The following is a 25,124-nucleotide window of genomic DNA, read 5'->3' as shown; positions in this document are numbered from 1 at the left end:
TCACCACAACAAAAACAAGAGCGATAGATGCCATGCGAACCCTCGACGTACATCCGATCATCGATAACGCGCGCTTTACCCCGTTTCACTGGATGGTCATGGCCTGGTGCGGCCTGCTGCTGATCTTCGACGGCTATGACCTGTTCATCTACGGCGTGGTACTGCCGGTAATCATGAAAGAGTGGGGCCTTACCCCGTTGCAGGCCGGTGCGCTGGGCAGCTACGCGCTGTTCGGCATGATGTTCGGCGCGCTGGCGTTCGGCAGCCTGGCCGACCGTATCGGGCGCAAGAAGGGCATCGCCATCTGTTTCGCCCTGTTTTCCGGGGCGACCATTCTCAACGGCTTCGCCAGCAGCCCCAGCGAGTTTGGCATCTACCGCTTCATCGCCGGCCTGGGCTGCGGGGGGCTGATGCCTAACGCCGTGGCCCTGATGAACGAATACGCGCCCAAGCGCCTGCGCAGCACGCTGGTAGCGATCATGTTCAGTGGCTACTCGCTGGGCGGCATGCTCTCGGCAGGCGTGGGCATCTTCATGTTGCCGCGGTTCGGCTGGGAGTCGATGTTCTTCGCCGCCGCCGTGCCGCTGCTGCTGTTGCCGGTAATCCTTTACCACTTGCCGGAATCGATTGGCTTTCTGGTGCGCCAAGGCCGCACCGAAGAAGCGCGCAAGCTGCTCAAACGACTGGACCCGACGTGCGACGTGCAGGCCGATGACGTGCTGCAGGCGGTGGACCGCAAAAGCAGCGGGGCGTCAGTGCTCGACCTGTTCCGCGACGGCCTGGCCATCCGCACCCTGGCCTTGTGGCTGGCGTTCTTCTGCTGCCTGCTGATGGTCTACGCGCTGAGTTCCTGGCTGCCCAAGCTGATGGCCAACGCCGGCTACAGCCTGGGCTCAAGCCTTTCGTTCCTGCTGGCGCTGAACTTCGGCGGCATGGCCGGGGCAATTCTTGGCGGCTGGCTGGGCGACCGCTACAACCTGGTCAAGGTCAAGATGGCGTTCTTCATCGCCGCTGCGCTATCGATCAGCCTGCTGGGGGTAAACAGCCCAACGCCGCTGCTTTACCTGCTGATCTTCATTGCCGGTGCCACCACCATCGGTACGCAGATCCTGCTGTATGCCGGCGCCGCGCAAATGTACGGCCTGTCGGTGCGCTCCACCGGTCTTGGCTGGGCTTCCGGTATCGGCCGCAACGGCGCCATCGTCGGGCCGCTGCTGGGCGGTGCACTGATGGGAATCAACCTGCCGCTGCAGCTCAATTTCATCGCCTTCGCCATCCCTGGTGCCATTGCCGCACTGGCCATGGCTGTGCACCTGGCCAGCGGCCGGCGGCATGCCCAGGCCATTGCGGCCCAGGCCTGAATCGAACTGCGCGAGGTGCCATGAAAACCCTGATCAAGGACAGCTCGCTGTCCGCCATCGTCGCTGGCTGCATCGCCACGATGATCTCTTATGCCGGCCCGCTGGTGATCATCTTCCACGCCGCGGAGGCCGCCGGCCTGTCTCACCAGCAGCTGTCGTCCTGGGTGTGGGCGGTGTCCATGGGCAGCGCCGTGCTTGGCGCGCTGCTCAGCCTGCGTTACCGGGTGCCGGTGGTCATCGCCTGGTCGATCCCCGGCTCTGCGCTGCTGGTAACCGCCTTGCCGCAGCTCGGCCTGGAACAGGCAGTGGGTGCCTACCTGGTGGCCAACCTGGTGCTGCTGCTGATCGGCATCAGCGGCGCCTTCGACCGCATCATTGCGCGCCTGCCAGGCTCCATCGCCGCCGGCATGCAGGCGGGCATCCTGTTCAGCTTCGGTACCGAGGTGTTCCGCGCCTTGCCGCTACAGCCGCTGCTGGTAATGGCGATGTTCGTCACCTACGTGCTGATGCGCCGGCTGCAGCCGCGCTATGCAGTGGCAGCGGTGCTGTGCGTCGGCACGCTGGTGACCGTGGCCAGCGGTGCGTTGCGCAGTGAAGCACTGGTGCTGGAGCTGGCTTCGCCGCAACTGATCACCCCGCAGTTCAGCCTGGCGGCGGTGTTCAGCCTGGCGCTGCCGATGGTGCTGGTGGCACTGACCGGGCAGTTCATGCCGGGCATGGCGGTGCTGCGCAACGCCGGATACGCAACGCCTGCCAGCCCGCTGATCAGCGCCAGTGCCTTGGCCGGTGCGGTGCTTGCGCCCTTTGGTTGCCACGGGCTGAACCTGGCGGCAGTTACCGCCAGCCTGTGCACCGGCCACGAAGCCCATGCGAACCCGCGCCGCCGCTATGTGGCGGCAGTGGCCGGCAGTGCACTGTACCTGCTGCTGGGCATTGCCGGGGCCACGCTGATGTCGCTGTTTGCAGCCTTTCCCGCCGCACTGATCGCCGCCCTGGCCGGGTTGGCCCTGTACGGCGCGATCGGCGAAGCCCTGGCCCGCAGCCTGGCCGAGCCGGCCGAGCGCGATGCCGGGCTGTTCACATTCCTGGTCACCGCTTCGGGGGTGGCCTTCCTGGGCCTGTCGGCGGCGTTCTGGGGCTTGGTGTTCGGCCTGCTGGCCCACGCGCTGCTGCGGTTGCGCCGGCCACAGGCACGGGAGGTGCTGCGCCGTAACCCATGAACCGCTGCTGTTCCAACGCTTTATCCATAAAAACAAGATCAAGAGAGCTTCGGAATGAACCACACCCCCTGCGTCGCCTTGGGCCTGACTTTGCTCAGCCAACCGTTGCTGGCCGCCGAAGGCGGTTTCTTCGAAGATTCGAAGGCCAGCCTCAGTGCCCGTAACTACTACTTCAGCCGCGACTTCTCCGACATTGTCGGGGCCAACCAGCAGTCCAGGGCCGAGGAGTGGGCCCAGGGTTTCATCCTCGATTTCAAGAGCGGCTACACCCCAGGCACGCTCGGCTTCGGCGTGGATGCCCTGGGGCTGCTGGGGATCAAGCTCGACAGCAGCCCGGACCGCGTCAACACCGGCCTGCTACCGGTGCATGGCGATGGTCGCGCTGCCGACGAATACAGCCGCCTGGCGCCTACCTTCAAGGCACGGCTGTCAAAGACCGAGCTGCGCGTGGGCGAGCTGCAACCGAACCTGCCGGTACTGACCTTCAGCGACATCCGCCTGCTGCCGCCGACCTACCAGGGGGCGAGCGTGAGTTCGGCGGAAATCGACGGGCTGACGGTGCAGGCCGGTCACCTGAAAAGCACCCACCTGCGCAACGAAGGGGGCGACGGCAAGATGAACGCCATGCTCGGCCATGTGCCGATGCGCCAGGCACAAAGCGATGCGTTCAACTACGTGGGCGGCGACTATGCGTTCAACGCCAACCAGAGCAGCATCAGCCTGTGGTACGGGGAACTGGAAGATATCTACCAGCAAGGCTTTGTCGGGCTCAAGCACAGCAAACCGGTAGGGGATTGGGTACTCAGCGCCAACCTGGGGTATTTCACTGCGCGTGAAGCGGGCGAGGCGCTGCTCGGCAACATCGACAACCAGGCGTTCTTCTCGATGTTCACCGCCCGGCATGGCGGGCACAGCTTGCATGTCGGCTACCAGGGTATCTACGGCGATAGCCCGTTCCCACGGCTATTCGCCAACATCTCGCCGCTGGGCAACGAAGTCCCGACCTACGAGTTCGCCTACACCGACGAGCGCTCCTACCAGGTGCGTTACGACTACAACTTCGCAGCCATGGGCGTGCCGGGGCTGACCACGACGGTGCGCTACATCACCGGTAACAATGTAGATACCGGGCAGGGTTATGAAGGGCGTGACCGCGAGCGCGACCTGGATATCGGCTATGCGGTGCAGAGCGGGGTGCTGAAGGGCCTGGGGATTCGGCTGCGCAACGCCATGGCCCGGTCCAACTACCGCAGTGACATCAACGAGAACCGCCTGACCCTGGTGTACACCTGGCAGTTGCTGTAGCCCGTGCACCCACAATCGCGATTGCGTGTCAGCGCCGGATGAGGGTAGCGTCGGCAAACCACCTTTTCAGGAATGCCACCCTTGGACTCCATCACCCAAGCCGTTCTCGGCGCCGCCCTGCAAGGTACCGTGCTGGGCCGCATCCAGGGCCGCCGCTCGCTGCTTTACGGGGCGGCGCTGGGCACGCTGCCCGACCTGGATGTGATCATCCGCTACGCCGACCCGGTGTCGCAGATGACCTACCACCGCGGCTTCTCCCACTCATTGTTCGTGCTCACCGGGCTGGCGTTGCTGCTGGCGTGGCTGGTCGGCAAATGCTGGCCCGGCAAGGGCTACACCCTGCCCAGGCTGTTCCTCGCGTTCTGGCTGGTGCTCATCACCCACCCGCTGCTCGATGCCTTCACTGTGTACGGTACGCAGCTGTTCTGGCCACTGCAGACAACCCCGCAGAGCTGGGCTGCGGTATTCATCATCGACCCGGTCTACACGGTGCCGCTGCTGGCAGCGGTGGGTTACGCCATTTTCAAGGGCGTTACGCAGAGGGCTACTCGCCTGCTGACCCTGGCGCTGGTGTTCAGCACTGCCTACCTGGGTTTTGGCCTGGCCGGGCGGATGGCGGCCGAGCAGCGCTTCCAGGCGGCGTTGGAGCAACAGGGTGTCGTCGCCAGCGAGGTACGTGCCGTGCCCATCGCCTTCAACAGCCTGGTCTGGCGGGTGCTGGCCAAGACCCCGGATGGCCACTATTACGAAGGCATCAGCAGCGTACTCGACCGCCAGCCGCCAGAAATGCAACGCCTGTCGCGCAACCTTGATCTGGCCGAAGCACTGGCCGGGGCGCCGCTGCACCAGCGGCTGCGCTGGTTCACCGATGACTGGCTGCGCTACGACCAGGTCGGCGACGCGCTGGTGGTCACCGACCTGCGCATGGGCATCCCGGGCAACTACACCTTCCGTTTCAACATGGCGCACCGCGACAGCCAGGGGCGCTGGACAGTGGATGTGCCTTCGGTATGGCAAGGCAGTGGGCCTGGGACGATGTTCAATGGCGCTGACCTGGCGCTGATCTGGCGACGCATCGTCGAACAGCAACCGCCGTTGCCGCTGGCCGTCTGGACTGACCGCTACCTGGGTGTCAGCCCGGTCGAGGGCAGGCGCTAAGGCATGCGCTCGGCGGGGCTGGACCTGGTCAAGTGGACGGCGATGCTGACCATGGTCGCCGACCACCTGCGCTTTTTGTGGCCGAGTGCCGATGGCCTGTTCGTGCTGGGGCGTTTGGCATTTCCGCTGTTCTGCCTGGCGATCGCGGTGAATGTTGGGCGCGTCAGGGCAGGGGCGCTGTATACCCGCGTCAACCTGCGCTATCTGGGGCTGATGCTGCTGTTCGCGGTGCTGTCGGAACCGGCGTATCGCTGGCTGGACAGTGGCTCGCCGACCTTCAGCGTGATGCCGACACTGGTGTTGGGGTTGCTGGTAGCCTGGGGTGTGCATCACCCACTGATCTCGGCCCGGGTGCTCGGCCTCGCCGGGCTGGGAGTGGGGTGGCTGTTCAGCGAGCAGCTGATGTATGGCCTGCCGGGGGTGTTGCTGCCGGGCGCCTGGCTGATGGCACGCCGGCAGGGCGGCGTGGCCTGGTGCTTGCCTTGCCTGTTGGCCATGGGCGGGAACCTGACCAACAGCTGGCTGCAGGCGCATCTGTTGGCGCCTATTACTTTGTTGACGCTGGCTGCAGCAGCCTTGGCGATCCCGGTTGGCTGGGGGTTGCTGCGCCATGATGATTGGGCGGTGCCTGCTGTCGGGCGTTGGGGTTACCTGTTTTATCCGGTGCATTTGCTGGTTATAAGGGGGTTGGTTTGAGGTCGCAATGGGGCCGCTTTGCGGCCATTCGCGAGTAAACCCGCTGCTTCAGGACCGGTTGCAATCGGCCAATTCATACCCATTTAAAGCGGTCTTAATCGAGGCAGGATCAACCCATGGAACCCAACCGCTTCGGCGATATCGCGGCCTTTGTCAGTGCCGCCAAGGCCGGCAGTTTCACTGCCGCCGGCGCCAGCCTGGGGCTGACGCGCTCGGCGGTAGGTAAAAGCATTGCCCGCCTGGAAGCACGCATGGCGGTGCGCCTGCTAAACCGCACCACACGCAAACTGAGCCTGACCGATGAGGGGCTGGTGGCCTTCGAGCGCTGGCGGCAGATTCTGGATGACCTGGACGAGGTGGAAAGCGCCATGGCCCAGCGCCGCGGCAAGCCCACCGGCACCCTGCGCCTGACGGCGCCGTTGTCGCTCGGCCAGCGGCATGTGTTGCCGATCCTCGACCAGTACCTCAAGCAATGGCCGGAACTGCGTGCAGATATTCGCTTCACCGACCGTTTCGTCGACCTGGTCGAGGAGGGCGTCGACGTTGCCGTGCGCATCGGTGCGCCAAAAGAAGATTCGCAGCTGTTGACCCGCACCGTAGCCTGGCAGCAGTTTGTCACCTGTACCTCGCCGGCCTATCTGCAAGCGCGTGGCGTACCCGAGGTCCCCGCCGACCTCTACGGGCACGACAAGATCGCCTTCCTCGCCGGCGAAAAGGCCATGCCCTGGCGCTTTCACAGCGAAGCGGGGCTGCACCTGTGCGAAGACCCCGGGCGGCTGAACATCGACAGCTCGGAAGCGATGCTGGACGGCGCCCGCGCAGGTTTCGGGCTGATTCACCTGCCCACCTACATCACCGGCGACGATTTGCGTGCGGGCACGCTGGTAGAAGTGCTCCAGGCCTACCGGCCACCGGCAGATCCGATCCGCATCGTCTACCCGAGCAAGCGCCACCTGTCGCCGCGGGTTCGCGGTTTCATCGACCTGCTGGTGGCCAGTTGGGAAGCGGGTGTGCCCTGGGAATACTGACTGGGTGGCCGGCAAACGGCTCTGGCGCGGCAACGTTCGCACGATTCGAGGGCGTTGCAGATAGCTGCCCCGCAGTTGTGGCGCTCAGTGTCCAGATATTTTTATGCGAATTAGCAGAAATGCTAGTAGCTAGATTGCTCCGGATCGCCCAAGATGTACCGTGCAGAGGTTGGTCGAACGACACAGCCGCTTCAACTTTCACTGAAAACGCACCAATCAGCATTGAGGATTCAGAGCATGTCCAACAGACAAACCGGTTCGGTTAAATGGTTCAACGACGAAAAGGGCTTCGGCTTCATCACCCCGGACGGCGGTGGCGACGACCTCTTCGTTCACTTCAAGGCCATTGAATCGGACGGTTTCAAGTCGCTGAAAGAAGGCCAGAAGGTTTCTTTCGTTGCTGAAAAAGGCCAGAAAGGCATGCAGGCTGCTCAGGTGCGTCCAGAGTAAGTCGGCTGTGTGTCGAATACGCTCAGGCGTGATCGACCACTGAGAAACGGAGCCCTCAATGGCTCCGTTTTTTTTTGCATGAAATCCGGGTTGCGGGGATTCACGCCTGCTGCAGGAACGGGTAGTCGGTATAGCCTTCAGGCCCATTGGCATAATCGAACTGCGGCCTATGCGCGTTCAGCGGCGCCTGTTCACGCAACCGCGCTACCAGGTCGGGGTTGGCAATGTAGCTGCGCCCGAATGCCACGGCATCGATCAGGCCGCGCCCGATCAGGTCTTCGCCTTTGGCGGCGGTGTAGGCGCCGGCAGCAATGATCACCCCCGGATAGGCGGCGCGGATGGCTTCACGGAACCCGTCACGCAGCGGCTTGCCACCGGCCCAGTCAGGCTCGGACAGGTGCAGGTAGGCGAGGTTGCGTTTGGCAAGCTCGCGGATCAGGTACAGGCCGGCAGCCTCCTGGTCCTCGCCATTGTCGACGCCATTGAAACCACCCAGCGGGAAGACGCGGATGCCGACGCGCTCGGCGCTCCAATTGGCGATTGCTGCGTCCACGGCTTCCAGCACGATGCGCGCGCGGTTCTCGACGCTGCCGCCGTAGCGGTCTTCGCGCTGGTTGGCGCTTGGGGTGAGAAACTGGTGCAGCAGGTAGCCGTGGGCAGCGTGCAGTTCGATGAAGTCGAAACCGGCTTCCCGGGCATTGGTCGCAGCCTGGCCAAAATCGGCGACGATGTCGGCAATTTCGCTCTCACTCAGAGCACGCGGCGCAGAAGTTTCGACACGCACCAGGTTGCCTTGCTGGTCACGCAAGGTGGTACGTGCTCCGGCCGGCACTGCCGAAGGAGCCACCGGCGCCTCGCCGCCAGGCTGCAGGGAGGTGTGTGAAACCCGCCCGGTGTGCCAGACCTGCACGGCACTGTGGCCGCCTTCGGCGTGAATGCCTGCGTTGATGCGCTGCCAGGCCGCAATCTGCTCGGCGCTGTGAATACCAGGCGAACCGGAATAGCCCTTGGCCTGGAAGGAAATCTGCGTGGCTTCGGTGATGATCAGCCCGGCGCTGGCGCGCTGGCGGTAATACTCGGCCATCATCGCGGTCGGCACGTCGCCCGGTTCAAGGCTGCGCAAGCGGGTGAGGGGCGCCATGAATACGCGGTTGGGCAGGGTGAGCGGGCCGATTTGCAGCGGTTGTAGCAGTTTCATTGCAGCTCCAGAGGTCAAAACCAATGGTGCGCACGATACCGAGGTGATTGGGGAAAGGGGGGACCGGGAGCCCGGCGTAGAGCTCCCCAATGGTTCTTGAACGTTGTCTGGAGGGGCTTTTCGCGGGTAAGCGCCACAGGGATCGCGTGGGGGCTCACAGGTGCCTGCCATAACATTTGCAGCGCCTGAGAGATCAAGCGCCGCCCGCGCGGCGCTTCGCAGCACAAGGCTGCTCCATCTGTTTCGGGCCAGTTACTCCTGAGGTCGAGGCACTCGGCCCCTTGGCGCCCGCCTTGATATCGAGTTGGAACGACGAGGCGGTCGCGCACGATTGGCACAGGCCTCACTGGTTCGGTACAGCATTGGCGGCAGCGATACCCCGTGCTGCTGGGCCAGGCGCCAGTGCCCGATACGCCATGGGCGATAAGCAATTCAGATCGGACAACCTGACATTTTTGCCAGTAGCAGGTTGCAGCGTGATCGCCGATGATCCTGAACATGAAACTCTGGAGCGCCAGCATCATGCCGGCAACACAACGGGAACTCTATTTCTACCAAGGCAGGCGTATGTCTACCACCATTGGAGGCGCAAGCGCACGCGTGGTCTGGGGCGCTTCGATCGCGTGCGCACAGTTGAACATCCATGATCCGATCATTTCAGTGCTGCAATGTGACCAAGCAAATACGGTCATGAAAAACGGCCGAACGGCCTATTTTCAGATTTACACCCCTTACGGGTTTTCAAAATCACAAGAACCGACGACGTTGGTAACATTCGTGGGCCAGCGTCGCGACAAGGCAACGGGGAATTATCCTCTTGGCAACGGGCAGCGTGATTTTAATCCGCGCACGATGCGCTTCAATCAGCCGGACGCGCTGTCTCCATTTGGGAAGGGCGGGATCAATGGATATAGCTATTGCCAATCTGATCCCGTGAATCGAAATGATCCTGGCGGACGGTTCTGGGAGCGAATTAGAAATTTTCTAACTCGAACTTTCGGACGTCGCGCTCAACCACAGGATGTCGATGTGGAAATGAACCCTTTGCGACCCTCCGCCCCCACTCTGGATCAGCAGTCAGAGCCCCTGCCCAGCCAAGCTACCAGGCAGATAGCTGCATCAAGCACTGAGGCAACCTCTACTCATTCCTCTCTTGCAGGCAGTGGCAGCACTTCAAGCCCCGCTACAGTGCGCACGGCAGGCGTCGAATCTTCATCCCGGATAATGTCGGCCGAAACCAGAAAATTCCTGCTGAAGCTACCGGTTGCTTATGCAACGCAATACGTAGTTCAAATTACCGCTGCAGAAGCTTTGGGGAATAGTCCTGCCGCCCGTGGAGTGGCGGCAGTATTTGGTGTAACAGCGGGAGTCGGTTTGGTTTATGTACTGAATAGAAAATATATGCATGACGCTTTCTATTACGCCAGAAATCTTGTAAGGCGCTAATGAGCCTGATTCGAACGTTTTGAATCGACTCAAGTGTGCTCGTTAGAATGGGTTGTGAACTTGGGGGGGCGAGAGCTGAGCCAACAACTATAAATCGTCTTAACGAGCACAATGGAAAGGTTCGCCAATCCGTTCAAGCGCGTCTTTCAGGCTCAGGGAACGCTTCATTAGCAGAGACAGCATGGCCATGGCATCTGAATACCCCCTTGCTACCACTGCCTCAACCTGATCACCAACGCATTGCAACGCAATGAAGTCGCCTTCCTCCGGCTCACCGACAAATTCAATACGATCCCAGTCCCGCGCATCCCCCAGCACTTCGTAAGTGCGCCCATGCTGGTATGTCCAGAAGAACGGCACATCGGCGTAGCGGCGCTGCTCGCCGAGCATATTGGCGGCGGCGATCACCCCGTGCTGCTGGGCCAGGCGCCAGTGCTCGATGCGCACCGGCCGCCCCGCAAGCGGGAAGGTCACGATGTCCCCTGCGGCCCACAGACCGTCGGCGGCGCGCATTTCGGTATCTACCCGCAGCGATTTGTCTTCGGTCAGGGGCACGCCCTGGAGGAAGCCGGTGGCCGGCTTTACCCCGGTGCCCAGTAGCACCAGTGACGTTTGCAACCGTTCACCGTTGCTCAGCAACACGGCTTCCACCTTGTCTTGGCCCTCGATCCGCTCGACCTCGGTGGGGCCATGAAAGGTAACGCCTTTACGTTCGTGCAGCGCGCGGATGCTGCGGCCAATGCGCTCCCCCAACTGCCTGGCCAGGGGGATTTCATGGCGTGTGACCACGTGTACGTGTACGCCGTACTTACGCAGCGCCGAGGCGGCTTCCAGCCCGATGAAACCGTCGCCGACGATCACCACTGGCTGGCCAGGTTCGGCCGCGTCGAGCAACTGCGCGGCATCCTCCCTTGAGCGCAGGGTGAATACCCCAGGCAGGTCGACACCCGGAATGTCGGGGCGGATTGCTTTGCCACCTGTGGCCAGCAGGCAGGCGTCATAGTCGAACTGCTGGCCGTCGGCGAGGGTGAGTTGGCGTTTTTGGCTGTTCAGGGTGCGCACCTTGCCGTGCTTGCGTTCCAGATGGCCTTTGCGCAGGGCGTCGGCTTCGAGCAATGCGGGCACTTCGTCGGCGGGCATCTCCCCGGCAATCACGAATTTGCTCAGGGCGGTGCGGTCGTACGCTGGCTGGCGCTCCTGGTCGATCCACAGCAGCCGGCCCGCAAAGCCGTGGGACAGCAGGGTGGCAACTGCGGCGCTGCCGGCGGCACCGGCGCCGACCACGACGAAACAGCGGGCATCGCTGTGCCTGGGCGGCTCGATCACGGGCAGGGGTTGATCTTCGACCCAGACTTCGTCGCCCTTCACCCAGGCCTTGTAACGCCGCAGGTCAGCCAGGGCAGGTGGCTCGCAGACCACACCGTCGTCAACGGCGAACGCAGCTTTGTGCCAAGGGCACACCAGCAGGCCAGCGCAGACCACACCTTCATCGAGCGGGGCGCCCGCATGCGGACAGGTGGCCTGGTAGGCATGCACCTGGTCGCCTTGGCGGATCAGGATCAGTTCTTCGTTGCCGGCTTGTACGCGTAGGGGACGGTGTTGATCGAGCTGGGCCAGGCGGGCGACGGCGTGCTGGGTCATCGGGCTTCTCCAAAGGGGGCCTTTGCAACCATTTGACGCCTGGGGTCGGGAGTAAGTGCACCTATCTGACGATCGGAGTGGTGTATGTGCAACTGGCATTTTTATCAGTTTCAGTATGCCCCGCGTTTGCCCATCCTTTCACTGAGCGCCGCTATCAGGAGCCGGCATGCTACTCACAGTGGATATACAACAGTCGGTAATGGGCGCCACGCCTCACACTGCGTATGGGTTCAACCCGCGGAGCAACGCTGCTTTGGGCTTTGTCGGCGAGTGGCGAGACATTGCCACGGGGGGCTATCTGCCTGGAAATGGCCAGCGCTTGTATCGTTCGAATTTGATGAGATTCTGCAGCGCTGACTCATTTAGCCCCTTTGGTAAAGGAGGACTGAACAGCTATGCCTACTGTCAGGACGACCCCGTAAACCATGTCGACAGAAGCGGTCATGATTTTGTGCGTACCCTGCAGCAGTTCTTCAGTGGCTTCACTGGGTTGATAAACACCGGCATGTCAGGGCTCAAGGTTGCTACACCCATTATCAAAAGGTCAGTTCATGCCGCGCAGTTGAACATGACAGCAGAGCAGTACCTCGCCTTTCCCACGCGTATTCCCGAATACCCTAAGCTGGCTCGCGCCGGCAATTCAATTGCAACGGTATCGGGGGTGGCCAGTGTGATCCTGGGCACGCCAACCGGAATCGTAGCGGCTTGGCAAGCGCAATCGTCATTGTCTTCGATGTTTTCGTCGGGGACGCGGCTGGGAACTGGTGCATCGGGCATGACAGGGCGGGCGATGCAGGCCTGGAGTTCCTCGAAGCGTACACTCGCAGACATCTCGCAGTACAACATCAGCTACGCGCAGATTGCGAGTGAGGTGGCGCAGGAAATGTTCGGTGTGAATATGCTACGCGGAAGGGAATCGGGCATTGTTCGCATTGAACTGCCCGATGAAATGCGCAACCTCCGGAACATGCCGGCAACTAAAGAGCTGTTGGAGGTAATGGTCAGCACCGTTTAGCGACAATGTCAGGCTGACGAGCGGCGGGGATGGTTCTTTTATGTGGCCTGGGCGGACCTCTTCGCGGGTAAATCGAATCGCGCACCGCCGCTCCGATTTACCCCCGAATGAGTTCAACTGGCTTTAGCAGAACTCAACGCACCCGCACGGGTGATGCGCAAGGCCACCAGGCTACCGACCACGATCAGCGCCGCCAGCGAGTACAGCGCGGCATCGGTGGAACCGGTCTGGTCCTTGATGAACCCCACCAGGTACGGGCTGAGGAAGCCCGCCATCTGGCCCACCGAGTTGATGATCGCCAGGCCCGCCACCGCTGCACCGGCGCTGAGCAGCGCAGTGGGCATCGGCCAGAACATCGGCAGGCCGGTAAGGGCACCCATGGTGGCGATCGACAGGCCGAGGATGGCGATGGCAGGGTTGCCGGCGAAGTTGACCGCAATCAGCAGGCCGATGGCACCCATCAGCATCGGCACCACCAGGTGCCAGCGCCGCTCGTTGCGCAGGTCAGCCGAGCGCCCGCAGAGGATCATGAACACACCGGCCAGCAGGTACGGGATGGCGCTGAGCCAGCCGATCAGCAGCGGGTTGTCGAAGCCCATGCTCTTGATGATCGAGGGCAGCCAGAAGTTGATCGCGTATACGCCGCTCTGGATGCAGAAGTAGACGAAACCGAAGGCCCAGATCAGCGGGTTGGTCAGCACGGCCAGCACGCGGTCACCGCTGGTGCCGGGCTTGCCGGCGGCATCGGCCTCCAGGTCGCTGGCGATCATCTGGCGTTCTGCCGGGCTCAGCCAGGCGGCTTTCTGGTAGCCGTCGCTGAGCAGGAACACGGCCAGCACGCCAAGGGCAACGGTGGGCAGGCCCTGGATCAGGAACATCCATTGCCAGCCGGCCAGGCCGTGCTGGCCTGCAGCGAAGTGCTGCAGGATCCAGCCCGAGAACGGCCCGCCAAGCAGGCCGGACACCGGGATCGCCGACATGAACAGGGCCATGATGCGACCACGGCGGGCAGCCGGGAACCAGCGCGAAAGGTACAGCACCACGCCCGGGAAGAAGCCGGCTTCGGCAGCGCCGGTGAGCAGCCGCAGGGTGTAGAACTCGGTGGGCGTGGTGACGAACAGCAGGCAGGTGGAGAGGCTGCCCCAGGCGATCATCATCAGCGCAATCCAGCGCCGCGGTCCGAAGCGGTTGAGCGCCAGGTTGCTCGGCAAGCCGCAGAGCACGTAGCCGATGAAGAAGATGCCGGCCCCCAGGCCGTACACCGTTTCGCTGAACTTCAGCGCGTCGAGCATCTGCAGCTTGGCAAAGCCGACGTTGACGCGGTCAAGGTAGTTGAACAGGTAGCAGATGAAAATGAACGGAATCAGCCGCAGGGTGATGCGCCGGTACAGCGCGTTGCGGGTGGAGTCCGTGCCTTGGTCAGGGGCGGGGCTGTGTGCCATGATCGGGTTCTCTGTTGTTATGGTTGTCGCCGCGTCGCCTGTTTCGGCGCTCGCCCTGACGAGTCTCGGGGACGGCGGCGTACCTGTCTTTGTGCTTTTGCACAGCGCTTGGGCCAGCCTGCTGTGCCCGGGCCCAAAAGCCTAACACCCCTAAGGACCCTGCAATGTTCGAACTCGACCATGACCTGGCACAGGATATCGTTGACCGGGCCATGGCGATCTTGCCGTGCAACGTCAACGTGATGGACAGCCAGGGCTTGATCCTGGGCAGTGGCGAACCGGAGCGCATCAACACCCGCCATGAAGGCGCGCAACTGGTGTTGGCCAACGGCAGGATCGTCGAGCTGGACAGCGACGCGGCCAAATGCCTGAAGGGCGTGCAGCCGGGGGTGAACCTGCCGCTGATGCTCGATGGCCGGCTGATGGGTGTACTGGGCCTGACTGGTGAGCCGCAACAGGTGCGTACCTATGGCGAGCTGGTGCGCATGACCGCTGAAATGCTGCTGGCCCAGCGCCATTTGCAGGCCGACCAGCAATGGCGTCGGCAGCGCTGTGACGACCTGCTGGCGCTGTTGCTCGGCGGCAGCGGCGACTCCCCACGGCTGCTCGATGAAGCCCGGCAACTGGGCCTGAAACCCCAGTTGCCGCGGGTACCGTGCCTTTTTGAACTGGCCTCGGGCCCTGCCGCCGAGGCGCTGTCGGCATGGTTGATGAGCCGTTACCCGGACAGTTGGTGTGTCAGCCCGGCTCGCCAGTCGTTGCTGTGGTGTCGCCCGGCCGGCGCGGCGCTGGACGAGCCCCGCCTGCTCGAGCGCCTGCAACGCCATGGCTGGGAAGTGGAGCGGCTCGCCGTGGGCAGTGCTGCGCAGAGCCTGGAGAAACTGCGCCGAGGTTATCGCCGGGTGCGTGACTTGCTGGCATACGGGCGCGAGGTACTGCCCGGCGAACGGTTGCTCAGCCTGCAGCGCTACCGGTTGCCGGCCATGTTGTGGCGGCACCGCAACGATGATGCGCTAGATGAGCTGCTGGAACCGTTGCAGCGCATCCGCGCCAAGGACGGCAGCGGCCAGTTGCTGACCACCCTGCGCACCTGGTGCGCGCATGACGGCCAGAGCCAGGCGTGTGCCGATGCCCTTGGCATACATCGCAACAGCCTGCGTTACCGGCTGGAGCGGATTGCCGAACTGGGCGAGGTTGATCCGTTGCGCATGGAAGGGATGCTCAGCTTGTATCTGGGGTTGCAGTTGTTGCCGGCTGGGTGATGGGGTGAGCTGCGGCGGGCGTCGGCGGCAGCTGGCCTGCCGCAAATAGCCCCGAAGCAGGCACAAATGCATCTGCCCAAACAACCCGTCCCGCGTTTTGTGCATTTGACCGAGGCCCCCCAGGCGCACAACTGTCAGCATGCCGCTCATCAGGACAGGAGAATCCCCATGAAAATCGTCATTGCCCCCGACTCGTTCAAGGACAGCCTCGACGCTGCCGGTGTCGCCCGCGCCATCGCCGCCGGCCTGGCCGAGGCCTGGCCGCAGGCCGAGCTGGTCGAGTGCCCGATGGCCGATGGCGGGGAAGGCACCATGGAGGCGATCCTTGCTGCCAGCCACGGCGAACTGCGCCGCCAGGCCGTACGCGGCCCGCAGGGGCAAAGTGTCGAAGCCGGCTGGGGCTGGTTGCCGCAAAGCCGCACGGCAATCATCGAAATGGCCCAGGCCAGTGGCCTGCAGCTGGTGCCAACCAGCCAGCGCGACGCCTGCCGCAGCAGCACCTGGGGCACCGGCGAGCTGATTGCCGCCGCCCTGGCCGCCGGCGCGCAGCGGGTGGTGCTGGCCATCGGCGGCAGCGCCACCAACGATGCCGGCAGCGGCATGTTGCGGGCGCTGGGCTTGCGCCTGCTGGATGCCGAAGGGCAAACGCTGGAAGAGGGCGGCCTGGCCTTGGCCAGGCTGGCCCGCATCGATGCCAGCGACCTCGACCCGCGCCTGGCCGAGGTGCAGTTTGAAGTGGCTGCCGACGTCGATAACCCGCTGTGTGGGGCCAATGGTGCATCGGCCATTTTCGGCCCACAGAAGGGTGCGAATCCGCAGCAGGTTGATGCGCTCGACCATGCCCTGGGGCATTTTGCCGACCATTGTGCGCAGCTGCTGGGCGAGGATATGCGTGACTACCCTGGCTGCGGTGCTGCCGGCGGCATGGGTTTTGCGGCCCGGGCATTCATGGGTGCACAGTTCCGCCCGGGGGTAGAGGTAGTGGCTGAACTGGCCGGTCTCGATGCGCTGGTACAAGGCGCTGATCTGGTGGTGACTGGCGAAGGGCGCTTCGATGCGCAGACCTTGCGCGGCAAGACGCCAATGGGGGTAGCCCGGGTTGCCAAGCGCCATGGTGTGCCGGTGGTGGTACTGGCCGGGACCTTGGGTAAGGGCTATCAGGCCCTGTATGCCCATGGGATAGATGCGGCCTTTGCCCTGGCAAGTGGGCCGATGAGCCTGGAGCACGCGTGTGCCAATGCTGGGGAGCTGTTGCAGGCACGGGCTTGTGATATCGGGCGGTTGTGGCGTTGTTCGAAGCGGGTCTGAAGGTATTGCCCCGGTGGGGTAGCGCAGGCCATGTGGGGGGTGGCCTCTGGGAGGTTGCATCAGGGCTGACAGGTGTATGCCTTGGTATATTCAGCGCCTGTGAGATCGAGCGCCGCGCGGGCGGCGCTCGATCTGAGGGTGTCAGAAATTTTGTGTTCGGGCATAACATGAGTAAGAGGTGCATGTATGCCAACCAAAAAAAAACCGCTCCGAGAGTTACCAAAGGTTCCGCAAGAGCTGCTGGAACAGTTTTCCGCTGTTCCGCTGATGACCGCAGAAGCCATCGAAGAGGCCTCTGCGGCATTCAAGAAGGCGCTGATAGAGCGAGCCTTGAATGCCGAACTGGGTCATCACCTGGGCTATCCACCGGGCGCGCAGCGCCCGGAGGATGAAACAAACCAGCGAAATGGGAAGAGCGGCAAAACGGTACTCACTGGTGATGGCCCGCTAAGGCTGGATATCCCTCGTGACCGGGATGGCAGCTTTTCGCCCATTTTGATCCCCAAACATGAGCGCCGTTACACCGGTTTTGACGACAAGATCATCGCCATGTATGCCCGCGGTATGACGGTCAGAGAAATCCGTGCCTTTCTCTCCGAGCAGTATGGAACAGAGGTCTCGCCCGACTTCATCAGTTCCGTGACCGACGAGGTCATGGAGGAGATTGGCGCGTGGCAACAGCGGCCTCTGGAACCGATGTATCCGGTCATTTTCTTTGATGCTCTGCGGGTCAAAATTCGCGAAGAAGGCTTGGTTCGCAATAAAGCGATCTACTTGGCACTGGGCGTTTTGCCAGATGGAACGCGCGATATTCTTGGCATCTGGATTGAGAACACCGAAGGTGCGAAGTTCTGGATGAAGGTGTTCAATGACCTCAGGACGCGCGGCGTCGAGGATGTGCTGATTGCCGTAACCGACGGCCTCAAAGGCATGCCGGAAGCGCTCAGTGCAGTATTTCCGGAGACGACACTGCAGACCTGCATCGTCCACCTGATCCGCAACAGCCTCGCTTATGCGGCCTGGGACAAGCGTCGAGCCTTGGCCAAGGCTCTCAAACCGATCTATCAGGCCATCAACGCCCAGGCGGCTGAACAGGCACTGGATGAGTTTGAAAGCGGGCCTTGGGGCACGCAATATCCAACAGTGGTGACTGCCTGGCGACGGGCGTGGGATCGAGTGATTCCGTTCTTTGCTTTCCCACCGGCCATCCGGAAGGTGATCTACACCACCAATGCCATCGAGAGTATCAACGCTCAGCTACGCAAGATCATCAAAACCCGCGGTCACTTCCCGAACGACGACGCGGCGACCAAACTGATCTGGCTGGGGCTGCGCAACATCACAGCGAACTGGGGGTCAGCGGCGCATGACTGGAAAAGTGCGATGAATCAATTTGCGATTCTGTACGGAGATCGGTTCATCAGGCCAACCTGGTGAAATCAAGGCCTGCCGTGCGGCAGGCCGTTACCGGCCCGCACACAAAAAACCTGACACTCCCCTCGATCTCCCTGGCGCTACAAATGCAGCGGCAGGCACCTGTCAGCCCTGATGCGATCCCTGCTGGCCCAACCTGCCACCAATAACCTCAAGACTCTCCAAACATGGCAATAAAGTTGGCCAGCGCTGGCGATGCATTCTGCCCGCTCCATTTCATGTACAACCCAAGCCCTGGCACAGGCTGGTCACCGATAACCCGGATCGGCCGAAACTGCACACGTTCGCCAGGCGTGGAACTGGCAAACGAAGCCGGCACCAGTGCCACGCCAAACCCACAGGCCACCAAGCCAAGCAGCGTGTGAATCTGCGCAGCCTCCTGCACCACCTTGGGGTAAAAACCCGCCGCTTCGCACAACGCGATCAACTGCGCGTGATAGCCACCGCCAAGGTTTTGCGGGGTGAACACGAAATCCTCATCGGCAAACCCGCGCAGGTCCACGTCGTATTCCTGGGCCTTCGCATGACGGGCGGGCAACGCCATGACGATCTGCTCGTCAAGCAGCAGTCGCGACTCAAGGGTTCCGGCCGGCAGCGGCAACCTGCGCATGAAGCCGACATCTGCCTCGCCGGCCAGCAGCGCCTTGGCCTGTGAGGCCGACGGCATCTCGCGGATGGTCAGTTGCACGTTCGGGTAGGTCTCGCGGTAGCGGCGCAAACTGTTGAGCAGCGAGTCGTAGTAGGCGATGGAAATGGCAGTGATGGCGAGCTTGCCGCTGACCCCGGCAGACACATTGCGGGCGTACTCGATGCCCTGTTCCAACTCGGCCAACGTGCGGTAAGCCGTGTCGAGAAATGCCGTGCCGGCGGCGGTCAGGTGCACCCCGCGCTTGTTGCGCAGGAACAGCTTGAACCCGAGCTTTTCCTCAAGTCGACCAATCGCCTGGCTCAGTGGCGGTTGCGCCATGTGCAGGCGCTCGGCCGCCTTGTGAAAGTGCAGCTCTTCGGCCACGGCAATGAACTGCCGCAGCAAACGTGTCTCGATCATCCAGCATTCCTTCAGTAAAGCTGACCCGGCGGTGATATCTTTCAGATATCAAACTTGCATGCTTTTAATATTAAGCCATTGATTTTTTTGTTGATATCTTAAAAAGGAGATTTGAAGGTACCCAGCAAATGCCCGTTACAGACCCTTTCCACGACAAAGTTGCGGTGATCACCGGCGCTGCACAGGGCCTGGGCTTGTCCTATGCCATGGCACTGGCCGAACGGGGCGCTAGGGTGGTGATCAGTGACCTGGGCACCGATCGTTCCGGGCAGGGGCAGGATACCTGGGCCCTGGATCACGCGCTGGCGGCCATGCGGGCCAAGGGCTTCGCGGTTGTCGGTCACACCGGCCGGCTGGAAAACGAAGACGCATGCAAACAACTGGTCGAGCTGGCCATCGAGCATTTCGGTGCACTGGATATCCTGATCCATAACGCCGGCTGGGTCGATTACCAGCGCATCGAGGCGCAGGATGACGCTTTTCTGCAGCGCGCGCTGGGCATCAACGTACAGGCACCCGTGTGGCTGGCCAAGCATGCCTGGGCCCACCTGAAGCGTTCCACGGCCCCGCGCGTGGTGCTGACCACCTCGGACCGTGCCATGTACCAGCGCTATGCGCAGCCCGGCCTGGTGGCCTACGCTGCCGGCAAGATGGCCCAGGTCGGCATCATGAATGCCCTGAGCATGGAGGGCCAGGAGCACGGCATCCTGGTCAATGCCATTTCACCCGTGGCCAAGACTCGCATGTGGGGCATTACCCAACCCCCGGAGGAGCTGAAACCCGAGTGGGTCACGCCCGGGGTGCTGTACCTGGCCAGCGCGCTGTGCCATGACACCGGCTACATCCTGCGCGCCAGCAATGGCCAGTTCACCGCCACACGCTTCAACGAGAACAGCGGCGTCAGCTACCCTCGGGACCTCGGCCGTGTGCAGGCGGGCAACCTGGCCGAGGTGGCCGAACGCTGGAACCGCATCAAGGAATGCAACTATGTGCCAGTCAAGGTCGCCAATACCCGCGCCGACCTGGGCGAAAGCCTGGTGTGGGACGAGCACAGCAGCACTTTGTACTTCGTTGATATTTCTGGCGGGCGGATCAACCGGTTGGCGGCCGACGGCGAAGTCGAGAGCCTGTACGAGTCCGCCGCACGCATCGGCGCCCTGGCGTTGACCGACCACGGCAACCTGATTTTCACCGAGGATGCCAGCGTGGGCATCTTCAATGTGCCGTCGCGCACGGTGAGCCAGCATTCGGCGGCGGTGCATCCCCGCCCGACCTACCGTTTCAACGATGGCGCATGCGACCCGCAAGGGCGTTTCGTGACTGGCTTGATGGACGAAACCCCCAGCGGCAAAAGCGGGGCGTTGTTTCGCTTTGACGGGCAGTTGTGCGATCAGGTGATCCACGACGACATGGCGTTGCCCACCGGTATTGCCTGGTCGCAGGACGGCCGCACGGTGTACTTCGTCGATTCGGCGGCGCGCGCAATCTATTGCGCCGACTACCTGGCCGAAGGGCGGCTGGGCGCCGTCACGCTGTTTGCCGAAACCCCTGCCGAGCTGGGGCGCCCGGACGGGCTCGCCCTGGATCGCGAAGGCGGCCTGTGGGTGTGCCAGTACCATGGCAGTTGCCTGCTGCGCTATGACCGCCAAGGCCACCTGACCGACCAGGTGCTGATGCCGGTGCCATGCCCCACCAGTTGCTGCTTCGGCGGCCCGGGGCTTAATACCTTGTACATCAGCACCGCGCGCTACGACATGAGTGCCGAAGACCTGCACCATTATCCGGACGCCGGCGACCTCTACGCTATCCGCCCGGAAATCGGCGGCGTCGCCCGACACTGCTTCAAGGAATAAGCACCTGGGCCTGACTGGCCGGTAACACGGCCAGTTCACCAAAGCGTTGCGCCGAATCGATATAGCGCAGCGCAGACTTTGCGTCTTTCCAGCCCACATAGCTCATCAGCGACTTCAATTCCCACCCATTGGCCGTGGCCCAGGTGGCAAAGCCACGGCGCAGCGAGTGGCCGGTGTACAGCGCTGCCGGCACCCCGGCGCGCTCCAGCATGCGCCGCAGCAGGCCGACCAGGCTGTTGCTGTTGAGTGCGCTGTCGCCGAGGTTGCCCCAGCGGTCTAGCTTGCGGAACACCGGCCCGTGGGCAATGCCGGCGACCTCCAGCCACTGCAGGTAGGCAGTGACCGGGCACAGGGCCTTGAGGGCAGGGGTGCGGTGCTGCACGCCCAGGGCCTCGCGGTCACCCTTGCTGCGTGGCAGGAACAGGGTGATGCCGACACCCGCTTCGGCCTGGATGTGTTCGATGCGCAGACGCGCCAGTTCATCGCCGCGAAAACCGCGCCAGAAGCCCAGCAACAGCAGCGCACTGTCGCGACGGGCGCGGCGCAGGGCGGCCAGGTCGTGATGCTCACGGGCCTCACGGGCTTCCTCTTCAAAGCAGGCCACGGCGGTTTGCAGGTGCTGCAGCAACAGCGGGGCTGCCTGTTTTGGCGGTGTCGGGTGCAGGGTGCGGATGCCACGCAGCACCTGACGCACCAGCGGCGCCTTGGTCGGATCGGGAAAGCCCTGGGCGACGTGCCATTGGCTGAGCGCGGCCAGGCGCTGGCGCAGGGTGCTGACGGCATGCTGGTCAGCGTGGTCGGCCAGGTAGCGGGCAATGCTTTCAGCGGTGGCCGGAAGGAAGCCGCCCCAGTGGGTTTCGAAGTGTTCGATGGCAGCCTGGTAGCTGCGCCGGGTATTGTCACGGGTGGCGGCGCGCAGGTAGCGCTCGATATCGGTCATGGTGCGGGTGTCGGTGGGTGATGGGCACACCATACCCGGTATCAGGGCGCAATGCATGCCAACGGGGTCGCGCAGGCAGGCTCAGGGCCGCAGCGCTGCGTCCATCATCTGCTGCAGCGGCGCATAGTCCGCCTGGCTGACGGGGACCAGGCCGCTGGCATCCTGCGAAGCAACGAACGCCGCCAGCGCCTGCGGGTCATCGAGCATGGCACTGCGAATACGGCTTCTCAGCGCCGGACACAGGCTGGCACTGAACACATACGGGTCGTAGTAGATTGGCCGTGACCGCCATTGTGCCTTGAGCTGCGCCGGTGCAATGGCGTGCTGGGCGAGGTACGCGTCGGTGCGCTCGCTGGCGACGAACGCGGCATCGACCCGGCCTTCCAGCAAGGCTTGCAGTGCATTGTCGTGGTTGCCGGCATACACCAGCGCACCAAAAAACTGCGACAGTGGCATGCCCACCCGTTCGGCGAACTCGACGCTGGGCACCAGGCTGCCGGAAGTGCTGGCCGGGTCGGTCAGCGCCACACGCTTGCCGCGCAGCGCCTCGATGCCATCAGGGCTTGCACCCCGGGTCAGCAGCAGCGCCTGGTAATGATTGCCCGCCGGGGTGTAGGGGCCAGCGCTCAAGGTGAGGGTGGCAAACGGCTCGATGCGCGGATCGCGGCGGTGGGCCAGCACGTACGAGGCGGGGCCGAGGCGGGCGATGTCCGCTCCACCCGAGACGATGGCATCGACCACGCTTTCGTAGGAGCTCGCGATCACCAGCTCCACTGGCACCCCCGCCGCCACGCTCAGGCGCTGCAGCAGCGACTGATGCTCGCGGATCATCTGTTCGGCGCTTTTGATCGGGATCACCACCAGGCGCAGGCTGCGTGGCGTACAGTCCGCCGGCGCACCATTGCCAGGGGGGATGCCGAGCAGGTTGACCAGCAGCAACCCGGCCAGGGTTTTCAATACGCGCATGCCTTGTCCTCGACGCCGTTGAAAGGCGGGTATTCGCGCAACTGCGCCAGCGACAGCGGCCGGCTGAAGTGGTAGCCCTGGGCAATATCGCAGCCCGCCAGTTTCAGGCACACCACCTGTTCACGGGTTTCCACGCCCTCGGCCACCACTTCCAGCCCCAGGCGCTTGGCCAGGATGATGGTGGAGGACACGATCGGGCTGTCGTCATGGCTGTTGGACAGCGGCGCGATCAGCGAGCGGTCGATCTTCAGCTTGCTCAGTGGCAGTGAGTGCAGGTGGGCGAAGCCTGCGTAGCCGCGGCCAAAATCGTCCAGGCTGATACCCAGGCCGGCGTTGCGCAAGGTATGCAGGTGCGTCACTGCCGTGCCTTCGGCGTCAAGGATAGTGGTTTCGGTGATTTCCAGCTCCAGCCGATGGGGCGCGAGGCCATGCTGCAGCAACTTGCGCAGTAGCCGCGCGGCGAAGTCGGCCTGGCGCAGCTGCAGGGCGGAAACATTCACTGCCAGCCGCGTCTCCCGGCCCTGGGCATCCCAGCTGGACAACGCCTCACAGGCCAGGCGCAACACCTCCCAGCCCAGCTCGACAATGAAGCCGCTGCGTTCGGCCAGGTCGATGAAACGGTCCGGGTACAGCAGCCCGAATTCGGGGTGGTCCCAACGCACAAGCGCTTCGTAGCCCAGCACTTGCTGAGTATCCAGGCGTATCTGCGGCTGGTAGTGCAGCACGAACTGGCGCTCGGCCAAGGCGCTGCCAAAGGCCTGCTCCAGGGTGAACGCCTGAATGTCAGCCAGGTTCAGCGAGGGGTCGAAGAAGCGATACTGCGCGCGCCCGGCCTGCTTGGCCGAGTACATGGCGGCATCGGCGGTACGGATCAGGCTGTCGATGTCCTGGCCATCGCGCGGGCAGATGCTTACGCCCACACTGGGGCTGGTGTTGACCTCCTTGCCGTCCAGGGCGTAGGTGGCCGACAGCTTCTGGACCAGTTCACGAACCCAGCCATTGATCTGTTCTTCACTGCGCTCGCCGGCAAGCAGCACCACGAACTCGTCGCCGCCAAAGCGCGAAGCCTCGTCGCCAGGCTCCAGCAGGCGCTGGATACGCCCGGCCACGGCCTGCAGCAGCAAGTCGCCGATCTTGTGCCCAAGCGAGTCGTTGATCGACTTGAAGCGGTCCATGTCGATGAACAGGATCGCCATCAGCCGGCGCTTGCCGCGCTGCCTGGTCAGCGCCAGGCCGGCCACTTCGACGAACTGGCGGCGGTTGTGCAGGCCGCTGAGGTGGTCGGTGGCGGCGGCGTGGCTGCTGCGCCGGTGTTCGTCCTCCAGGCGGCCGATCAATTGCTGGTTGACCTGCTGGGCATGTTCCAGCGCGCTGAAGGCCTCCTGGCGCTTGCGCAACAGGCGCAAGGTCCACAGCAGGCTGGCGAGGATCATCAGGGTCATGCTGAGGTTCAGCCAGAACTGCCGGGAATAGGCCAGGGTCGAGGCCGCCAGGATTTCATCCTGGCGCTGGCTGACCACCACGCTGAAGCCCCGTTCAGGGACGCGCCGGTACAGGCTCTGGTACGCCTCGCCAGCTGCGTATTGGGCCAGCAAGCCCGCTTCGTTGCCGCTGTTCGGTAGCTCGGGCTGCAGCGTATCGCCCGCCACCACCACGCCACTGGTGTCGATGCGCAACCGCTCCAGGCCGTCATCCTGCAGCAGCCGTACCAGGCCACTGCTGCCCAGGTCGATGTGTTGGAACAGCACCGCCAGGTAGCCGATGTCCAGCTGGACCACCAGGATATGGTCGATTTCGCGCCCGGTCAGGTCGGTCAGTGGCAGCACAAAGGGCAGGCGCCAGTCAGGCAGGGCGGCTGGCGGGCGGGCGGCTTGAACGCTGGGCAGGAAAGGTTTGAAACCATAGCGGGCAATGTGTTGCTGCAACTGCCGCAACCAGTCTTCGGGCAGCCCGCGGGCCTCGTCGGCATGGCTTGCCGACAGCAGCCGGCCTTGCCGGTCGTACAGGCTCATGCGCTTGAACACCGGGTCTTCGGCGAGTATCCGCGCCAGGCTGAAGTTGCCCTGGCGCAGCATCTTCATGTCGTCCTGGGTGACCCGGCCCACGGCCTGGGCGCGGTCGACAAGCTGGCGCAGGCTTTCGCCGACGATACTGGCCAGGTTCAGGTGCTCGGCGGCCTTGGCCGACAGCGCATCTTGCCGAGCGGCAGCTTTTTGCGTGACGTGCAGCCCCCAGAGGAAGGCCAGGGTCGCTGCACAGAGCATCAGGATCAGCAGCCGCAGAAGGCTGGCGGAGGAAAGCGAACGGCGAATCACTGCTGATAGTTCCCGACCCTGGGTGATGTTTGAAAAAT

Annotated in this window: 20 protein-coding genes and 1 pseudogene; 14 read left to right on the top strand and 7 right to left on the bottom strand. The window is 63.2% G+C overall.

Translation table 11 applies throughout. From position 1 onward, the window contains the following. Positions 1-32 precede the first annotated feature (32 nt). From AC5O5I_RS14310 to AC5O5I_RS14280, 7 genes are all read left to right on the top strand, one after another. Complete coding sequence (locus tag AC5O5I_RS14310) at positions 33-1,361, top strand: MFS transporter (protein ID WP_494510991.1); 1,329 nt, start codon at positions 33-35, stop codon at positions 1,359-1,361. Between the two features lie 20 nt (positions 1,362-1,381). Next, the gene (locus AC5O5I_RS14305) at positions 1,382-2,581 is read left to right on the top strand and encodes a benzoate/H(+) symporter BenE family transporter (RefSeq protein WP_494510990.1); all 1,200 of its coding nucleotides are present in this window, start codon (positions 1,382-1,384) and stop codon (positions 2,579-2,581) included. 54 nt (positions 2,582-2,635) lie between these two features. After that, positions 2,636-3,886, top strand: a complete 1,251-nt coding sequence (locus AC5O5I_RS14300; protein ID WP_494510989.1) for an OprD family porin — start codon at positions 2,636-2,638, stop codon at positions 3,884-3,886. Positions 3,887-3,967: 81 nt separating this feature from the next. Continuing rightward, positions 3,968-5,044, top strand: coding sequence for a metal-dependent hydrolase (locus tag AC5O5I_RS14295; protein WP_172227455.1), 1,077 nt, complete (start codon positions 3,968-3,970; stop codon positions 5,042-5,044). A gap of 3 nt (positions 5,045-5,047) precedes the next feature. Further along, positions 5,048-5,740 (top strand): TraX family protein, encoded by a 693-nt coding sequence (locus tag AC5O5I_RS14290; protein ID WP_172227457.1) that lies wholly within the window; start codon positions 5,048-5,050, stop codon positions 5,738-5,740. Between the two features lie 116 nt (positions 5,741-5,856). Then, positions 5,857-6,768: a LysR family transcriptional regulator gene (locus AC5O5I_RS14285; protein WP_494510988.1), complete on the top strand. Its 912-nt coding sequence runs from the start codon at positions 5,857-5,859 to the stop codon at positions 6,766-6,768. 237 nt (positions 6,769-7,005) lie between these two features. After that, a complete protein-coding gene (locus AC5O5I_RS14280) occupies positions 7,006-7,218 on the top strand; it encodes a cold-shock protein (protein WP_172227461.1) in 213 nt (70 codons plus the stop codon). A gap of 100 nt (positions 7,219-7,318) precedes the next feature. Here the strand turns inward: AC5O5I_RS14280 and AC5O5I_RS14275 are convergent, their stop codons facing one another. Next, complete coding sequence (locus AC5O5I_RS14275; protein WP_494510987.1) at positions 7,319-8,416, bottom strand: alkene reductase; 1,098 nt, start codon at positions 8,414-8,416, stop codon at positions 7,319-7,321. Positions 8,417-8,914: 498 nt separating this feature from the next. Here AC5O5I_RS14275 and AC5O5I_RS14270 point away from each other — a divergent pair, with 498 nt between their 5' ends. Then, positions 8,915-9,862: an RHS repeat-associated core domain-containing protein gene (locus tag AC5O5I_RS14270; RefSeq protein WP_494510986.1), complete on the top strand. Its 948-nt coding sequence runs from the start codon at positions 8,915-8,917 to the stop codon at positions 9,860-9,862. Positions 9,863-9,961: 99 nt separating this feature from the next. On the opposite strand, the gene AC5O5I_RS14265 is transcribed toward AC5O5I_RS14270, so the two are convergent. Beyond that, entirely contained in the window at positions 9,962-11,503 is a 1,542-nt protein-coding gene (locus tag AC5O5I_RS14265; RefSeq protein ID WP_494510985.1) for an FAD-dependent oxidoreductase, read from the bottom strand. 166 nt (positions 11,504-11,669) lie between these two features. Between AC5O5I_RS14265 and AC5O5I_RS14260 the strand changes: the two genes are divergently transcribed. Next, positions 11,670-12,518 (top strand): RHS repeat-associated core domain-containing protein, encoded by an 849-nt coding sequence (locus AC5O5I_RS14260; RefSeq protein WP_494510984.1) that lies wholly within the window; start codon positions 11,670-11,672, stop codon positions 12,516-12,518. Positions 12,519-12,631: 113 nt separating this feature from the next. On the opposite strand, the gene AC5O5I_RS14255 is transcribed toward AC5O5I_RS14260, so the two are convergent. Beyond that, positions 12,632-13,960: an MFS transporter gene (locus AC5O5I_RS14255; RefSeq protein ID WP_494510983.1), complete on the bottom strand. Its 1,329-nt coding sequence runs from the start codon at positions 13,958-13,960 to the stop codon at positions 12,632-12,634. Between the two features lie 164 nt (positions 13,961-14,124). On the opposite strand from AC5O5I_RS14255, the gene AC5O5I_RS14250 reads away from it, so the two are divergent. The 3 genes from AC5O5I_RS14250 to AC5O5I_RS14240 all read left to right on the top strand — a co-directional run bounded on the left by AC5O5I_RS14250 (position 14,125) and on the right by AC5O5I_RS14240 (position 17,967). Further along, the gene (locus AC5O5I_RS14250) at positions 14,125-15,222 is read left to right on the top strand and encodes a sugar diacid recognition domain-containing protein (protein ID WP_494510982.1); all 1,098 of its coding nucleotides are present in this window, start codon (positions 14,125-14,127) and stop codon (positions 15,220-15,222) included. 168 nt (positions 15,223-15,390) lie between these two features. Further along, the gene (locus AC5O5I_RS14245; RefSeq protein WP_172227475.1) at positions 15,391-16,530 is read left to right on the top strand and encodes a glycerate kinase; all 1,140 of its coding nucleotides are present in this window, start codon (positions 15,391-15,393) and stop codon (positions 16,528-16,530) included. A 186-nt stretch (positions 16,531-16,716) separates the two neighbouring features. After that, positions 16,717-17,967, top strand: coding sequence for an IS256 family transposase (locus AC5O5I_RS14240; protein ID WP_494510981.1), 1,251 nt, complete (start codon positions 16,717-16,719; stop codon positions 17,965-17,967). Between the two features lie 148 nt (positions 17,968-18,115). Here the strand turns inward: AC5O5I_RS14240 and AC5O5I_RS14235 are convergent, their stop codons facing one another. After that, on the bottom strand, positions 18,116-19,012 hold the full coding sequence (locus AC5O5I_RS14235; protein WP_172285367.1) for a LysR substrate-binding domain-containing protein: 897 nt from the start codon (positions 19,010-19,012) through the stop codon (positions 18,116-18,118). A gap of 128 nt (positions 19,013-19,140) precedes the next feature. On the opposite strand from AC5O5I_RS14235, the pseudogene AC5O5I_RS14230 reads away from it, so the two are divergent. After that, positions 19,141-19,749, top strand: a pseudogene (locus tag AC5O5I_RS14230) (SDR family NAD(P)-dependent oxidoreductase); the annotation flags it as partial. Between the two features lie 6 nt (positions 19,750-19,755). Beyond that, positions 19,756-20,865 carry an SMP-30/gluconolactonase/LRE family protein gene (locus AC5O5I_RS14225; protein ID WP_256676235.1) on the top strand — a complete coding sequence of 370 codons (1,110 nt, stop codon included), beginning with the start codon at positions 19,756-19,758 and terminating at the stop codon, positions 20,863-20,865. On the opposite strand, the gene AC5O5I_RS14220 is transcribed toward AC5O5I_RS14225, so the two are convergent. From AC5O5I_RS14220 to AC5O5I_RS14210, 3 genes are read right to left on the bottom strand one after another with little or no spacing between them, the layout of a single operon-like run. Then, positions 20,855-21,862 (bottom strand): site-specific integrase, encoded by a 1,008-nt coding sequence (locus tag AC5O5I_RS14220; RefSeq protein ID WP_172228767.1) that lies wholly within the window; start codon positions 21,860-21,862, stop codon positions 20,855-20,857. The genes AC5O5I_RS14225 and AC5O5I_RS14220 overlap by 11 nt on opposite strands. Positions 21,863-21,886: 24 nt before the next feature. Next, on the bottom strand, positions 21,887-22,771 hold the full coding sequence (locus AC5O5I_RS14215) for a phosphate/phosphite/phosphonate ABC transporter substrate-binding protein (RefSeq protein WP_494510980.1): 885 nt from the start codon (positions 22,769-22,771) through the stop codon (positions 21,887-21,889). Next, positions 22,759-25,086 carry a putative bifunctional diguanylate cyclase/phosphodiesterase gene (locus AC5O5I_RS14210; RefSeq protein WP_172285365.1) on the bottom strand — a complete coding sequence of 776 codons (2,328 nt, stop codon included), beginning with the start codon at positions 25,084-25,086 and terminating at the stop codon, positions 22,759-22,761. The genes AC5O5I_RS14215 and AC5O5I_RS14210 overlap by 13 nt, the downstream gene beginning before the upstream one ends. Between the last annotated feature and the right edge of the window lie 38 nt (positions 25,087-25,124).

This window comes from Pseudomonas sp. 9_2_1, assembly GCF_059295275.1.
The sequence above is the reverse complement of the archived record's forward strand: the minus strand, read 5'-3'. Positions and strand labels throughout refer to the sequence as shown.

Bases quoted from the DNA above. Each gene is read 5' to 3' on its own strand.
- AC5O5I_RS14300 (WP_494510989.1), top strand. From the start codon at position 2,636: ATGAACCACACCCCCTGCGTCGCCTTGGGCCTGACTTTGCTCAGCCAA.
- AC5O5I_RS14265 (WP_494510985.1), bottom strand. From the start codon at position 11,503: ATGACCCAGCACGCCGTCGCCCGCCTGGCCCAGCTCGATCAACACCGT.
- AC5O5I_RS14275 (WP_494510987.1), bottom strand. From the start codon at position 8,416: ATGAAACTGCTACAACCGCTGCAAATCGGCCCGCTCACCCTGCCCAAC.
- AC5O5I_RS14270 (WP_494510986.1), top strand. From the start codon at position 8,915: ATGAAACTCTGGAGCGCCAGCATCATGCCGGCAACACAACGGGAACTC.
- AC5O5I_RS14250 (WP_494510982.1), top strand. From the start codon at position 14,125: ATGTTCGAACTCGACCATGACCTGGCACAGGATATCGTTGACCGGGCC.
- AC5O5I_RS14255 (WP_494510983.1), bottom strand. From the start codon at position 13,960: ATGGCACACAGCCCCGCCCCTGACCAAGGCACGGACTCCACCCGCAAC.
- AC5O5I_RS14310 (WP_494510991.1), top strand. From the start codon at position 33: ATGCGAACCCTCGACGTACATCCGATCATCGATAACGCGCGCTTTACC.
- AC5O5I_RS14285 (WP_494510988.1), top strand. From the start codon at position 5,857: ATGGAACCCAACCGCTTCGGCGATATCGCGGCCTTTGTCAGTGCCGCC.
- AC5O5I_RS14220 (WP_172228767.1), bottom strand. From the start codon at position 21,862: ATGCATTGCGCCCTGATACCGGGTATGGTGTGCCCATCACCCACCGAC.
- AC5O5I_RS14215 (WP_494510980.1), bottom strand. From the start codon at position 22,771: ATGCGCGTATTGAAAACCCTGGCCGGGTTGCTGCTGGTCAACCTGCTC.
- AC5O5I_RS14305 (WP_494510990.1), top strand. From the start codon at position 1,382: ATGAAAACCCTGATCAAGGACAGCTCGCTGTCCGCCATCGTCGCTGGC.
- AC5O5I_RS14240 (WP_494510981.1), top strand. From the start codon at position 16,717: ATGCCAACCAAAAAAAAACCGCTCCGAGAGTTACCAAAGGTTCCGCAA.
- AC5O5I_RS14235 (WP_172285367.1), bottom strand. From the start codon at position 19,012: ATGATCGAGACACGTTTGCTGCGGCAGTTCATTGCCGTGGCCGAAGAG.
- AC5O5I_RS14290 (WP_172227457.1), top strand. From the start codon at position 5,048: ATGCGCTCGGCGGGGCTGGACCTGGTCAAGTGGACGGCGATGCTGACC.
- AC5O5I_RS14245 (WP_172227475.1), top strand. From the start codon at position 15,391: ATGAAAATCGTCATTGCCCCCGACTCGTTCAAGGACAGCCTCGACGCT.
- AC5O5I_RS14280 (WP_172227461.1), top strand. From the start codon at position 7,006: ATGTCCAACAGACAAACCGGTTCGGTTAAATGGTTCAACGACGAAAAG.
- AC5O5I_RS14260 (WP_494510984.1), top strand. From the start codon at position 11,670: ATGCTACTCACAGTGGATATACAACAGTCGGTAATGGGCGCCACGCCT.
- AC5O5I_RS14225 (WP_256676235.1), top strand. From the start codon at position 19,756: ATGTGGGGCATTACCCAACCCCCGGAGGAGCTGAAACCCGAGTGGGTC.